This window comes from Mesorhizobium sp. WSM4935 (assembly GCF_029625735.1).
Classification (GTDB): domain Bacteria; phylum Pseudomonadota; class Alphaproteobacteria; order Rhizobiales; family Rhizobiaceae; genus Mesorhizobium.
In genome coordinates this window covers 674,072-685,682 of sequence record NZ_JARTVR010000001.1, presented here as the reverse complement: position 1 = coordinate 685,682, position 11,611 = coordinate 674,072, and the positions used below count along the sequence as shown (strand labels likewise).

13 protein-coding genes are annotated in these 11,611 nt (G+C 64.1%); 12 read left to right on the top strand and 1 reads right to left on the bottom strand.

Going from position 1 to position 11,611, the window contains the following annotated elements; all coding sequences use genetic code 11:
• Positions 1–4: 4 nt before the first annotated feature.
• The gene (locus P9273_RS03135; protein ID WP_278047564.1) at positions 5–769 is read right to left on the bottom strand and encodes an HpcH/HpaI aldolase family protein; all 765 of its coding nucleotides are present in this window, start codon (positions 767–769) and stop codon (positions 5–7) included.
• A 109-nt stretch (positions 770–878) separates the two neighbouring features.
• Between P9273_RS03135 and P9273_RS03130 the strand changes: the two genes are divergently transcribed.
• The 12 genes from P9273_RS03130 (at position 879) to P9273_RS03075 (ending at position 11,575) form a co-directional block, all read left to right on the top strand.
• The gene (locus P9273_RS03130; protein WP_278047563.1) at positions 879–1,769 is read left to right on the top strand and encodes a 2-hydroxy-3-oxopropionate reductase; all 891 of its coding nucleotides are present in this window, start codon (positions 879–881) and stop codon (positions 1,767–1,769) included.
• Positions 1,770–1,772: 3 nt separating this feature from the next.
• Complete coding sequence (locus P9273_RS03125; RefSeq protein WP_040985596.1) at positions 1,773–2,585, top strand: shikimate dehydrogenase family protein; 813 nt, start codon at positions 1,773–1,775, stop codon at positions 2,583–2,585.
• On the top strand, positions 2,578–3,384 hold the full coding sequence (locus tag P9273_RS03120; RefSeq protein ID WP_278047562.1) for an SDR family NAD(P)-dependent oxidoreductase: 807 nt from the start codon (positions 2,578–2,580) through the stop codon (positions 3,382–3,384). The genes P9273_RS03125 and P9273_RS03120 overlap by 8 nt, the downstream gene beginning before the upstream one ends.
• Before the next feature lie 10 nt (positions 3,385–3,394).
• A complete protein-coding gene (locus P9273_RS03115; RefSeq protein ID WP_040994356.1) occupies positions 3,395–3,742 on the top strand; it encodes a RidA family protein in 348 nt (115 codons plus the stop codon).
• 56 nt (positions 3,743–3,798) lie between these two features.
• Positions 3,799–4,599: a FadR/GntR family transcriptional regulator gene (locus P9273_RS03110; protein ID WP_040994354.1), complete on the top strand. Its 801-nt coding sequence runs from the start codon at positions 3,799–3,801 to the stop codon at positions 4,597–4,599.
• A 248-nt stretch (positions 4,600–4,847) separates the two neighbouring features.
• The gene (locus P9273_RS03105) at positions 4,848–5,558 is read left to right on the top strand and encodes an SDR family oxidoreductase (protein ID WP_052458579.1); all 711 of its coding nucleotides are present in this window, start codon (positions 4,848–4,850) and stop codon (positions 5,556–5,558) included.
• An 11-nt stretch (positions 5,559–5,569) separates the two neighbouring features.
• A complete protein-coding gene (locus P9273_RS03100) occupies positions 5,570–6,319 on the top strand; it encodes an SDR family NAD(P)-dependent oxidoreductase (RefSeq protein WP_278047561.1) in 750 nt (249 codons plus the stop codon).
• Positions 6,320–6,400: 81 nt separating this feature from the next.
• Positions 6,401–7,345 carry a LysR substrate-binding domain-containing protein gene (locus tag P9273_RS03095; RefSeq protein ID WP_040994350.1) on the top strand — a complete coding sequence of 315 codons (945 nt, stop codon included), beginning with the start codon at positions 6,401–6,403 and terminating at the stop codon, positions 7,343–7,345.
• 84 nt (positions 7,346–7,429) lie between these two features.
• Positions 7,430–8,464: an amino acid ABC transporter substrate-binding protein gene (locus tag P9273_RS03090; protein WP_278047560.1), complete on the top strand. Its 1,035-nt coding sequence runs from the start codon at positions 7,430–7,432 to the stop codon at positions 8,462–8,464.
• Positions 8,465–8,561: 97 nt separating this feature from the next.
• A complete protein-coding gene (locus P9273_RS03085) occupies positions 8,562–9,725 on the top strand; it encodes an ABC transporter permease subunit (RefSeq protein WP_278047559.1) in 1,164 nt (387 codons plus the stop codon).
• Positions 9,726–9,730: 5 nt separating this feature from the next.
• Positions 9,731–10,810, top strand: a complete 1,080-nt coding sequence (locus P9273_RS03080; RefSeq protein WP_278047558.1) for an amino acid ABC transporter permease — start codon at positions 9,731–9,733, stop codon at positions 10,808–10,810.
• A gap of 9 nt (positions 10,811–10,819) precedes the next feature.
• Complete coding sequence (locus P9273_RS03075; protein ID WP_278047557.1) at positions 10,820–11,575, top strand: amino acid ABC transporter ATP-binding protein; 756 nt, start codon at positions 10,820–10,822, stop codon at positions 11,573–11,575.
• Positions 11,576–11,611: the final 36 nt, after the last annotated feature.

The window sequence follows — 11,611 nt, the reverse complement described above, 5'->3', positions numbered from 1 at the left end:
CGCTCTACTGGTTGAACGAGGCGATCAGAGCATCCGAACCCCGCGCCAGCAGACCGAGGTCGGAGCCGACCGCAACCATCGTGAAGCCGTCGGCGAGATAGCGGTCGGCATCGGCCTTCACCGGAGCCAGGATGCCGCTGGCCTTGCCTGCCGACGCAGCGGCTTTGCGAACGGACGATATCGCCTGCTGCACGTGCGCGGCGCCGGGATTGCCCATCGCGCCCATATTGGTGGAAAGGTCGCCCGGCCCGACGAAGAGAACATCTACCCCGTCGACCGCCGCGATCTCGAAGGCGTTGGCGACACCAGTCTCGTCCTCGACCTGCACGGCAAGCAGCTGCTGTTCGCGCGCTTTTGCATGATAGCCGGCGATGCGGCCGAAGGCGTTGGCGCGGTGGCCGACCGAAAAGCCGCGGAAGCCGCCGGGAGCATAGGTCATGGCCGCGACGATGGAGCGCGCCTGGTCGGCTGTGCGCACATTCGGGATCATCAGGCTGCGAGCGCCGACATCCAGCGCTTGTTTCATGAGATTCGCATCGTCCGACGGCAACCGTACCACCGCCTCACAGGGGAACGCCGCCGCGACCTGAAGCTGCGCCATGATGCTGCGCAGATCGTTCGGGCTGTGCTCGCCGTCGACCAGCAGCCAGCCCGCTCCGGAGCCTGCAACGACCTCGGTGGTGAGCGCGGAGGCCAGCGAGCACCAGATGCCGATATGAGCCCGGCCGGCCAGAACGGCCGCCTTCAGCGAATTGACCCGCTCCTGCATTTTGCGATGGACCTCCAGCGAAAAGAAGATGCATTGAAATTTGTATGATGTCCTATATCATATGCCTCAAGTGAGCTGCAAGGTGCTCCGACGCTGTACGGGAGTGGATATGAAAATTGGCTTCATCGGGCTTGGCGTCATGGGCGCGCCGATGGCGCGGCATCTCGCCGATGCCGGGCATGAGATCGTCACTGTCCTGAACCGCTCCCCTCTTCCAGAGGACCTGAAAGCAACGGTCGTCGCCTCCCCCGCCGAGGTGGCGCGGATGTCCGAGATCGTCATCACCATGCTGCCCGACACGCCTGACGTGGAACGCGTCCTGCTCGGGCAGAACGGCGTTCTGGAAGGGCTGTCAGCCGGCAAGCTGGTGATCGACATGAGCTCGATCAGCCCGATCGCCACGGCCGAGCTCGCGGCAAAGATCAGGGAAGCAGGCGCCGGCTATCTCGATGCGCCGGTCTCCGGCGGCGAGGTCGGCGCCAAGGCGGCGAGCCTGACCATCATGGTCGGCGGGCCGGTTGCGGAGTTCGAGCAGGCGCTGCCGATCTTCGAAAAGCTCGGCAAGAACATCACGCTGATCGGTGAGCAGAACGGCGCGGGCCAGACTTGCAAGATCGCCAACCAGATCATCGTCGCTCTGAACATCGAGGCCGTCGCCGAAGCGCTGGTCTTTGCCGGCAAGGCCGGTTGCGACCCGGCCAGGGTGCGCAGTGCGCTGATGGGCGGCTTTGCCTCCTCGCGCGTGCTCGAGGTGCATGGCGAGCGCATGATCGCCCGCAGCTTCGCGCCGGGTTTTCGTATCCGGCTGCACCAGAAGGACCTCAATCTCGCGCTGGAAAGCGCGCGGGCGCTCGGCGTCGCCCTGCCAGGCACGGCAACGGCGCAGCAGCTGATGAATGCCTGTTCGGCCCGGGCGGGCGGCGCGGAAGCCGACCATTCGTCGCTCGTGCGGGCTCTCGAAATTCTGAGCGACCACGAACTCTCAAACGGAAAGGAATAACCGATGCGCGGAACCGGCAAGGCCGACGTCTTCGTCATGCTGGCCCATCCCGTGGGCCATGCGAAGAGCCCCGGTATCTTCAACGAAATCTTCGAGCAGAAGGGGCTCGACAGCCTGATGGTGCCGTTGAGCTGCCGTCCGGAGGACTTCGATACTTTTTGGGCCGGCATCACGGCGGCGGAAAACATCCGCGGCGTGATCATTTCGGTGCCGTACAAGGTCCCGGTCTACCACAAATGCGCGGCTGCCCATGACCGCGCCGCGCGCGTGCGGAGCGCGAATTCCGTGCGCCGGCAGGCTGACGGCAGCTGGTATGCCGACAATTTCGACGGCGTCGGCTTCATCGACGGATTGAAGGCGGGCGGGCACCAGATCGCCGGCAAGCGTATCCTCCAGGTCGGCGCCGGCGGCGCGGGCGCCTCGCTGACCTACTGTCTTGCCGAAGAAGGCGCGGCGGAAATCCGTTTGACCGATATCGACAGGGAACGCGCGCAAAAACTCGCTGCGCTGGTCAATGAGGCTTTTCCCAACTGCCGCATCGAGGTGGGAGAGCCCGATCCATCCGGCATGGACATGGCGATCAACGCCACGCCGTCCGGGCTGAAGGCCGGCGATCCATTGCCGATGGATGTGAGCAAGCTGACGCCGCAGATGACGATCGTCGACATCATCATGGAGCCGGCCGAGACGCCGCTGCTCAAGGCGGCGAAGGCGATCGGCTGCCGCATCCAGCCGGGCCGGCCGATGATGGATTTCCAGGTCGAGGCCATGGCCGCATTCTTCGACATCGAACGGAAGGACCGCCGCAATGGCTGACGTATCGACCGCCGTCGTCATCGGCGGCACGTCCGGCATCGGCCGCGCGATCGCCGAGCGCTTCGCCGAGGATGGATATCACGTGGTCGTCGCCGGCCGAGACACCGTTCGTGGCAAGGAAGCGGCGAGCGCGTGCGAGAGCATAGGCGCGCCACGCGCGCCCTTCGTCCAGACCGATATCGGCGATCCCGCCTCGGTAGAAGCGCTGGCGCAAGCCGTCGGCGATGCCTTCGGCACGCCGCATGTCGTGGTCAATTGCGCCGGCATCCTGCAGAGCGGCAAGCATGTGCTCGACCAGGACCTCGCCGAAGACGAGCAGATGTGGCGCATCAACTATCGCGGCACGCTGCTTGGCTGTCAGGTATTTGGGCGGCTGATGTCGGCCGCCGGGCGCGGCGCGATCCTCAATGTCGGGTCGCTCGCCTCTTTCGCGCCGCTGTCGCTTCCTGCTTACACGCCTGGCAAGCATGCGGTGCTGGCCCTCACCCAGATCCTGGCCGCGGAGCTCGGCCCGCATGGGGTTCGCGTCAACGCCGTGGCGCCCGGCTACACGCTGTCGGACGGGCTGAAGGCGAAGATCGCCAAGGGCGAACGTAACCCCGAAGCGATCCAGGCCACGACCGCACTGCGCCGCTTCGTCGAACCTCGCGATGTCGCCGAGGCGGCCTTGTTCCTCTGCTCGGACCGCGCGGCCTCGATCACGGGCGTCACGCTGCCCGTCGATGCCGGCTGGCTCGTCCAGGCGCCTTACGCGCAATATTTGCAAGGCAATCCCATCCGGCAGACGCCGGCAATCTGAAAGGCATATCGTGAGCGATATCCAGCGTTTCGACTTCGACACCCGCATCCATCACGGCGTCATCCACAACGGCACGCTCTACCTCACCGGCCAAGTGGCGAGACCGGGCCAGTCCGCGGCCGACCAGATGCGCGAGGTGCTCGGCAAGATCGATGGTCTGCTTGCCAAGGCCGGCACCGACAAGACCCGTATCCTGCATGTCCAGATGTGGCTGGACGACGTGCGGGATTTCGATGAAGTAAACACGGTGTGGGACGCCTGGATGCCGAAGGAGCATGCGCCGGCGCGCTCTTCCGGCGAAGGACGGATGACCAAGCCCGGCATGCTGGTCGAACTGATCGTCACCGCGGCGGTTTGAACCGTCTTGCCGGTTCGGGCATCATCCCGAATCTGAACCTGAACGGAAGGACCTCAATGACGAAGCGCAAGCCGCTTTCCACCGTGGTGGCGGAGAGCCTGGCCGAAAAGATCCGCTCCGGTGAATTGCAGCCCGGGGCGCAATTGCCGACCGAAGCGGAGCTTTGCGCCGAATATGATGTCAGCCGCACCGTGGTGCGCGAGGCGGTGGCGCGCCTGCGTTCGGAGGGTATGGTGGTGCCGCAGCAGGGACGCGGCATGTTCGTCAGCGAAACGCCGACCCCGCGCAATTTTTCGATCCCCGACGAGGCGCTGCGCACCCTGCCGGAGACCATCGCTTTGCTCGAGCTCAGGCTGAGTGTGGAAGTGGAATCGGCAGGGCTCTGTGCCGAACGGCGGACCGACAAGGAGGCCAGCAATATCCGATCAATGATGGAGCAGATCGATGCGCAGCAGGCGGATCCCGCCGCCGTCCAGATTCACTACGACTATGATTTCCACCTCGCGATCGCCAAGGCGGCGCGCAACGAGTTCATCCACGGCTTCCTCGCCTATCTCGGGCCGATGATCGTGCCGCGTTTCCAACTCGGCTATGTCGTCGAGCCGGCGCTCAAGGACAGCTATTACGCGCGCATCCACAGCGAGCACAAAGCCATCGTCGACGCCATCGAAAGGCAGGACGGCGCCAAGGCCCGGCAAGCCATGCGCAAGCATCTGCAAAACAGCTTGGGTCGCGTGCGCGCGCTGGCGAAGGCGTCGGGGATAGAGGCGACCGACGCCGAGCAAAAGGCCGCCGCGGCTTCGCTGTTCACGAGGATGAAAAGGCCGCCCCCGACAGGGGATAGGCCTCGATCCTGAACACGCAAACCGTCACGGGGTTGCGAAAGCCATGTTTTGCTTCGCCTGGCCGCCGGATTCTGCTCTCTCGCCGTTAAAGGCACTGTTTTTCTTCGGTTTGCGGCCTCGCGGATCACGCGTGCAGCACGGAACGTTTCGGGCGGCGAAAACCGTTTCGAAAGTTTATCTTTCCTTTTTGCTGCTTTTCTTGGTTTCGCGGCATCGGCCCAACCCGCAAACTGAGCATCAAGCAACCGGGGAAGCCCTACGTGACGACAGCCTTCATCACAGGTGCGACGAGCGGCATAGGGCGCGCCATGGCGGTCGCCTTGAGCGATGCCGGCTACGAGGTCTATGCGGTCGGACGCAGCAAGGCGGCGCTTAAAGAACTGCAGGCCGAGCGCCCGGGCATCGTGCCGATCGCCGTCGATGTCACCGATCGCGAAGCACTGGAATCGGTGTTGGCGGGCCTCACCATCGACGTCTTGATCAACAATGCCGGCATCATGCCGCCGCTCGGCAATTTCGCCGACATGAAAATCGCCGACATCGACACAACGCTCGAGGTGAACCTCAGCGCGGCGATCCTGCTCACCCGGCTCGTCGTGCCGCAGATGCGCGAGAGGCAGTCCGGCCACATATTGTTCACCGGTTCGGTCGCGGGCCACGCCGCATTCTCCAACATTGCCGTCTATGCCGCCACCAAGGCGGCCATCTCCGGTTTTGCCGGCGCGCTGCGCGCCGACCTCTCCCCATCCGGTATCCGCGTCACCGAGATCGTCGCCGGCCGTGTCGAGACGCAGCTCTACAACGACATCCTCGACACCAAGGCGCGCGAAGCCATGTACGCCAGCAAAGTGGTGCAGCCGGATGACGTGGCCAGGATGGTCGTCGGCGTGCTCGCGCTCCCCGCATGGGCCGACGTTACCCGTTTCGACATCATGCCGACCTGGCCGACCTCGCCGAGCGGCACCAAGTAGGGAACACTGGAATGAAAGACCTTTCCGTTCTGATCGTTGGCGGCGGCGCCGGCCTCGGCGCCCTTCTCGCCCGCATGGCCGTGGAGGCCGGGGCGGCAAAGATCGGCATCATCGACATCAACAAGGAAGCCGCCGACAGCGCGCTCGAGCCGGCAAAGGCCAAGGGTCTGCCGACCGCGGCCGCGGCTTGCGACATCCAGGTCGGCCCGCAGTGCCACGCAGCCTTCGACGCCATTGCATCGAAGTTGGGGCGCATCGACACGCTGATCAATTGCGCCGCGATCTACCCTCGCCGTCCGCTCCTCGAGATCACTGACGCCGAATGGGATGCCTCCAACGGCATCAACATCAAGGGCACCTACCACATGATGGTAGCCGCCGTTCGCCACATGCAGGCTCAAGAGCCGAAAGCCCAGGTGCGCGGGCGGATCGTCAACCTGACCTCCGTCGACGCCTTCAAGGCGCATCCGCAGAACGCGCATTACGCGGCCACCAAGGCCGCCGTCGTCAGCCTGACGCGCTCCTTCGCCCATTACGTCGCCGAGGACGGGATCCTGGTGAATTCCGTCGCCCCTGCCGGCATGGCCACCGAGAAAGCGAAGGCGCTCGGCTTCCTCGAGGAACTGGCCAAGGCGAGCCCTCTGGGCCGCGGCGCCGAGCCGACGGAAATCGCCGAATGGGTGCTCATGACCGGCGGGCCCAAGAACACCTACATGACCGGCGAAAACGTAATCGTTTCAGGTGGTTACATCTACGCCTGACCAACATCGCCAGCCGGGCGCGACTGATGGCCAGCAGTGCATGACCGACGGAGTCTCGAACGAAAGGAGGCGGAATTCACCATGACCGGCAAGCTTCGCCTTCCTTCGCTCAACGCTCTGCGCGTCTTCCACGCGGTCGTGCAGCACAAGAGCTTCCGCCAGGCCGCGGATGAGCTGCTGGTGACGCCGCAGGCCGTCGGCCAGCAGATCAAGCTCCTGGAAGACACGCTGCAGGTCACTTTATTCGAGCGCAAGGGGCGTTCGATCGAATTGACGGAGTCGGCGATCCTGCTCTCGCACTACGTCAAGGCCGGTTTCGACGAATTCTCCGAAGGCGTGCGCCGCGTCACCAAGTCCAACTACCGCGATCGCATCAACCTCAATGCCAGCCCCTATTTCGCCACGCATTATCTGCTGCCGAGGCTTTCGCTCTTCCGCGAGATCCTGCCGGGCGCGGACCTTCGCCTGACCACGATGGTGGACCTGCCCGACTTCGGGCGCGACGACATCGATATGACCGTGCAGTGGGGCTACGGCAACTGGCCCGACTACGAGACCACGCTGCTTGTTCCGGACCCGAAGATCATCTGCTGCACGCCGGCAATCGGCGAAAAGATCAAGTCGGCGCAGGATCTGACGCGGTTCACGCTGCTCGATACCGTCAAGTCGAAGCGTCTCTGGCCGGACATCTTGCGCCATCTCGCCGTCGAGCTCACGGAAGGTGATCGGAGCATCGGCTTCGACGATGCGGCGACCATGCGCCGCGCGACCCTGCAGGGCATCGGCATCGGCCTCGTCTCCGTCATCGACGCCGAGGAAGACCTGAAGTCGGGTGCGCTGGTTGCGCCGCTTGGGCGCGACGCTCTTTCCGACATGAAGCCCGAGGAGGTCCCGGGCTTCTACCTCGTCATGCCGCGCGGCCATCTGCGCGTAAAGGCGGTCGCCGCCCTGCATCGCTGGCTCGTCCAGCAGGATTGGGGAAGCGACCTCAAGCTTTTGCCGAAACCGATCCCGCTCACCGACTAGGAGCGGGTCGGCAACCGGGGTCCGAACCTGTTTCGGACCTCCAACAACAAGAACAAACGAACCTCAACAGTGGAGACAACCGACATGAAAATTATCAAATGGGGGGCCGCAGCCATGGCCCTGGGCCTCGTTCATATGGCTGCGCCGGCCGAGGCCGCCGGCGGCAAGACGCTGGAGACCGTGAAGGCGCGCGGCGTTCTGAACTGCACCGGCCATGACGGCTCCTATCTCGGCTTTGCCGAAGTGGACGACAAGGGCAACTGGAAGGGCATGGACATCGACCTTTGCAGGGCGGTAGCGACCGCCGTGTTCGGCGACCCGGCGAAGCTGAAGGTCGTGCCGATCAGCTGGGCGCAGCGCTGGCCATCGCTCCAGTCGGGCGACGTCGACATCATCATCAAGGCGTCCGGCGGCACGCTCAGCCGCGACACCGAGCTCGGCCTGCAATTCTCGATGTCCTACTATCTCGGCACGACCAAGGTGATGGCGCACAAGGAGCTCAATCTGAAATCGCTCAAGGATGCCAATGGCGGCACGATCTGCATTCCCGCCGGCACCTCGCAGGAGCAGCAGGTCGCCGCCTATGCCCAGAAGCTCGGCATCAAGCTCGAGCCGGTGCTGATCGAAAAGACCGAGGAGCTCGAGCAGGCCTATTTCTCCGGCCGCTGCGATCTCTATGCGCAGTGGGGGCCGACACTCGCCATCGCCCGCATCGCCAAGAGCAAGGTCGAGGATCATGTGATCCTTCCCGACGTGCTCGCCGTCGAGCCCGAGGTGATGATCATGCGCCAGGGCGACGACAACTGGGTCGACATCGCCAACTGGACGTTGAGCACGCTGATCTTCGCCGAGCAGGAAGGCATCACCTCCAAGAATGTCGACGAGATCAAGGCCAAGCCGACCTCGCCGCAGGTAGCCAAATTCCTCGGCGTCACGCCCGGCATGGGCAAGGGCCTCGGCCTTTCCGACGACTGGGCCTACAACGTCATCAAGAAGGTCGGCAATTACGGCGAGATCTTCGATCGCGATCTCGGCAAGGACTCGCCCTACAAGATGGATCGCGAGCTGACCAATTTGTGGAGCAATGGCGGCGTCCTGTTCCCGCTGGTGATCGATTGACCCCCTGGTGATCGACTGATCCGTTCCTAACGCATCCGCTTTGAGCTCCGCCCGGCTGCCTGCCCGGCGGAGCCGGCGCCAATTCGGGAATATCCTGATGGTCAGCCTGCTGAGAAATCAGAAGGTCCGCAACACGCTGTTGCAGGTCCTTTTCGTCGGCTCACTTGCCGCAATGGTTCTTGCCTGCGTGATGATCGCCAGGCGCAACCTCGCCGAGCAAGGCATCACCTCCGGCTTCGACTTCCTGTTCAAGTCGACGGGCTGGGACGTGAACTTCTCGCTGCTGCCGGCCACCGCGAACGATCCCTATTGGTGGTTCTTCCTGATCGGCATCATCAACACCCTGTTCCTCGGAACCACCGGCCTTGTCCTGGCAACGATCGTCGGCACGATTGTGGGCCTGGCGCGGACCTCGTCCAACGAACTGGCGCGGCTGCTCGGCCGCACCTATGTCGACATCTTCCGCAACATCCCGCTGATCCTGCAGGTCTTCTTCTGGTATGCGGTCATCACGCATCTGCCGACGCCGCGCGCCGCGCATGAGGCTTTCGGCATGCTGCTGACCAGCCGTGGTCTCTACGTGCCTATTCCCAATGTCGGCGGAACGGCGCTGGCCGCAGCGATGCTTGCCGTCATCGCGGCAATCGCCCTGCCGGTCTGGCTTGGCCGGACACCCCGCCTCAATCAGCCGTTTGGCGAACGCTCCATTATCCAGCTCGCCGGCGCGGCGGCGGCACTGGCCTGCGCCGCCGTCATTCTCGCGGTCGGCCGCCTGCCGGATCTGCCGCTGCTCGACTTCCCCGCCTTGCAGGGCCTCAATCTCAAGGGAGGCATGCGCATTCCGCCGGAATTTTCCGCGCTGGCCATCGCCATCGCCATCTATGGGGGCTCCTACATCGCCGAGATCGTGCGCGGCGGCTTCAAGGCGGTCGGCAAGGGTCAGATGGAAGCGGCGCTGTCGTTGGGCCTGAGCCCCTGGCGCGTCTTCACGCTGGTCAGGCTGCCGCTGGCGCTGCGCGCCATGCTGCCGATCCTCGCCAACCAGTATGTCTGGCTGATGAAGGCAACCACGATGGGCATTGCAGTGGGCTTCACCGATTTCTTCATGATCGTGGCGCTGACGATCAACCACTCGGGCCAGACGCTCGAGGTGATCGGCATTCTGATGGCCGGCTTCCTCGCCATCAATCTCAGCCTCGCCGCGGTGTTCAACCGCATCAACAAGGCCATCGCCCTCAAGGGCAATCAACTGAGGGGATGACAGAGATGGAGATGATCGTTGTCGCTCCCCCTGCCCCGGGCAGGCTCGAAGATCTGAAGCGCCGCTTCTTCGCGACACCGCTTCAGGCGCTGCTGTCGTTGATATCCCTGACGCTCATGGCCTTCATCGTCTGGAAATTGCTCGACTGGGCCGTCTTCTCGGCCGTGTTCACGACTGGCGGCGGGCCCGAGGCCTGCCAGGCGGCGGCCGGCGCCTGCTGGTCGGTCATCGCCGCCCGGTGGCGGATCATCCTGTTCGGCCTCTATCCTTTCGAGGAGCAATGGCGCTCGGCGCTTGCCTGCGTCAGCGTGGTGGTCATGACAGTGCTGAGCTGCATGCCGGCCTTCTGGACCGGCCGCCGCATCGCCCTCGTCTGGAGCGCAGGAACAGGCCTCTACTACGTGCTGATGAAGGGCGGCGTGCTCGGCCTGCCCTATGTCGGCGAGGAGGCCTGGGGCGGGCTGGCGCTCACCCTCTTCATTTTCGTCACCACTTGCCTGATCGGCTTCCCGCTGGCGATCTGCCTGGCGCTGCTGCGCCGCTCGGACCTGCCCTGGATATCGCGCACCACCGGTCTCATCATCGATGGCGTCCGCTCGCTTCCGCTGATCTCGATCCTTTTCACATTTGCCGTGGTTCTGCCTTTCGCCCTGCCGCAATGGCTGCAGGGCGACAAACTCTACCGGGTGATCCTGGGTTCCGCCCTGTTCTTCTCCGCCTATCAGGCCGAGATCGTGCGCGGCGGCATGCAGGGTGTTCCGGCAGGACAGGAAGAAGCCGCCATGGCGCTCGGCATGAGTTATTGGCAGCGCATCGGACGCATCGTGTTGCCGCAGGCGATGCGCAACGCATTGCCCGCGACGATCAACCAGTTCGTCATCTCGTTCAAGGAAACCTCGCTGGTGGTGATCGTCGGCTTCTTCGAAATCCTGGCCTCCGGCAACGCCGCCTACGGCACCGGCGAATGGCGCTTCGCCTATGTCGAGGTCTATGCCTTCATCGCCTTCATCTATTTCGTCTTCGTCTTCAGCCTGTCCCGCTACGGCGCTTACCTCGAGCGCCGCATGTCGGTCGGCGAACGGTAGGAGACGCGCATGGATTCGACGCTCTCATCCGGCCCGGCCGTCCGCATCGAAGGCCTCGACAAACATTACGGGTCATTCCACGCGTTGCGGAAGATAAACCTCTCCGTCGAGCGCGGCGAAAAGATCGTCATCTGCGGTCCGTCCGGCTCCGGCAAATCCACGCTGATCCGCTGTATCAACCGGCTCGAACAGCATGACGGCGGCCGCGTAACGGTACTTGGCACCGAGCTCAACGACGATGTCGCCAACATCGACGGGATCCGGCGCGAGGTCGGCATGGTGTTCCAGCATTTCAACCTGTTCCCGCACATGACGGTGCTTGAGAACTGCATGATCGCGCCGATGATCGTGCGCAAGCGGCCGCGCGCGGAAGCCGAGACGACGGCCAGGCGCTTTCTGGAGAAGGTCCGAATCCCCGAGCAGGCGATGAAGTTCCCGAGCCAGCTTTCCGGCGGCCAGCAGCAGCGAGTCGCGATCGCCCGCGCGCTTTGCATGCAGCCGCAGATCATGCTGTTCGACGAGCCGACCTCGGCGCTCGACCCGGAGATGATCGCGGAGGTGCTGGACGTCATGGTGACGCTCGCTTCCGAGGGCATGACGATGATCTGCGTCACCCACGAAATGGGCTTCGCCCGCCGCGTCGCCGACCGCGTCATCTTCATGGACGGCGGCGAGATCGTCGAGGAGGCGCCGCCGGAGGCGTTCTTCACCTCTTGCCGGAACGAGCGCACGCGGCAATTCCTGTCGCAGGTGCTGGGTCATTGAGCCAGGCGCCGCTGCTGTCTATACGCGGCGTGTCAC

Coding starts and splice junctions, on each gene's coding strand:
- P9273_RS03135 (WP_278047564.1), bottom strand. CDS start 769: ATGCAGGAGCGGGTCAATTCGCTGAAGGCGGCCGTTCTGGCCGGCCGG.
- P9273_RS03130 (WP_278047563.1), top strand. CDS start 879: ATGAAAATTGGCTTCATCGGGCTTGGCGTCATGGGCGCGCCGATGGCG.
- P9273_RS03125 (WP_040985596.1), top strand. CDS start 1,773: ATGCGCGGAACCGGCAAGGCCGACGTCTTCGTCATGCTGGCCCATCCC.
- P9273_RS03120 (WP_278047562.1), top strand. CDS start 2,578: ATGGCTGACGTATCGACCGCCGTCGTCATCGGCGGCACGTCCGGCATC.
- P9273_RS03110 (WP_040994354.1), top strand. CDS start 3,799: ATGACGAAGCGCAAGCCGCTTTCCACCGTGGTGGCGGAGAGCCTGGCC.
- P9273_RS03100 (WP_278047561.1), top strand. CDS start 5,570: ATGAAAGACCTTTCCGTTCTGATCGTTGGCGGCGGCGCCGGCCTCGGC.
- P9273_RS03095 (WP_040994350.1), top strand. CDS start 6,401: ATGACCGGCAAGCTTCGCCTTCCTTCGCTCAACGCTCTGCGCGTCTTC.
- P9273_RS03090 (WP_278047560.1), top strand. CDS start 7,430: ATGAAAATTATCAAATGGGGGGCCGCAGCCATGGCCCTGGGCCTCGTT.
- P9273_RS03085 (WP_278047559.1), top strand. CDS start 8,562: ATGGTCAGCCTGCTGAGAAATCAGAAGGTCCGCAACACGCTGTTGCAG.
- P9273_RS03080 (WP_278047558.1), top strand. CDS start 9,731: ATGGAGATGATCGTTGTCGCTCCCCCTGCCCCGGGCAGGCTCGAAGAT.
- P9273_RS03075 (WP_278047557.1), top strand. CDS start 10,820: ATGGATTCGACGCTCTCATCCGGCCCGGCCGTCCGCATCGAAGGCCTC.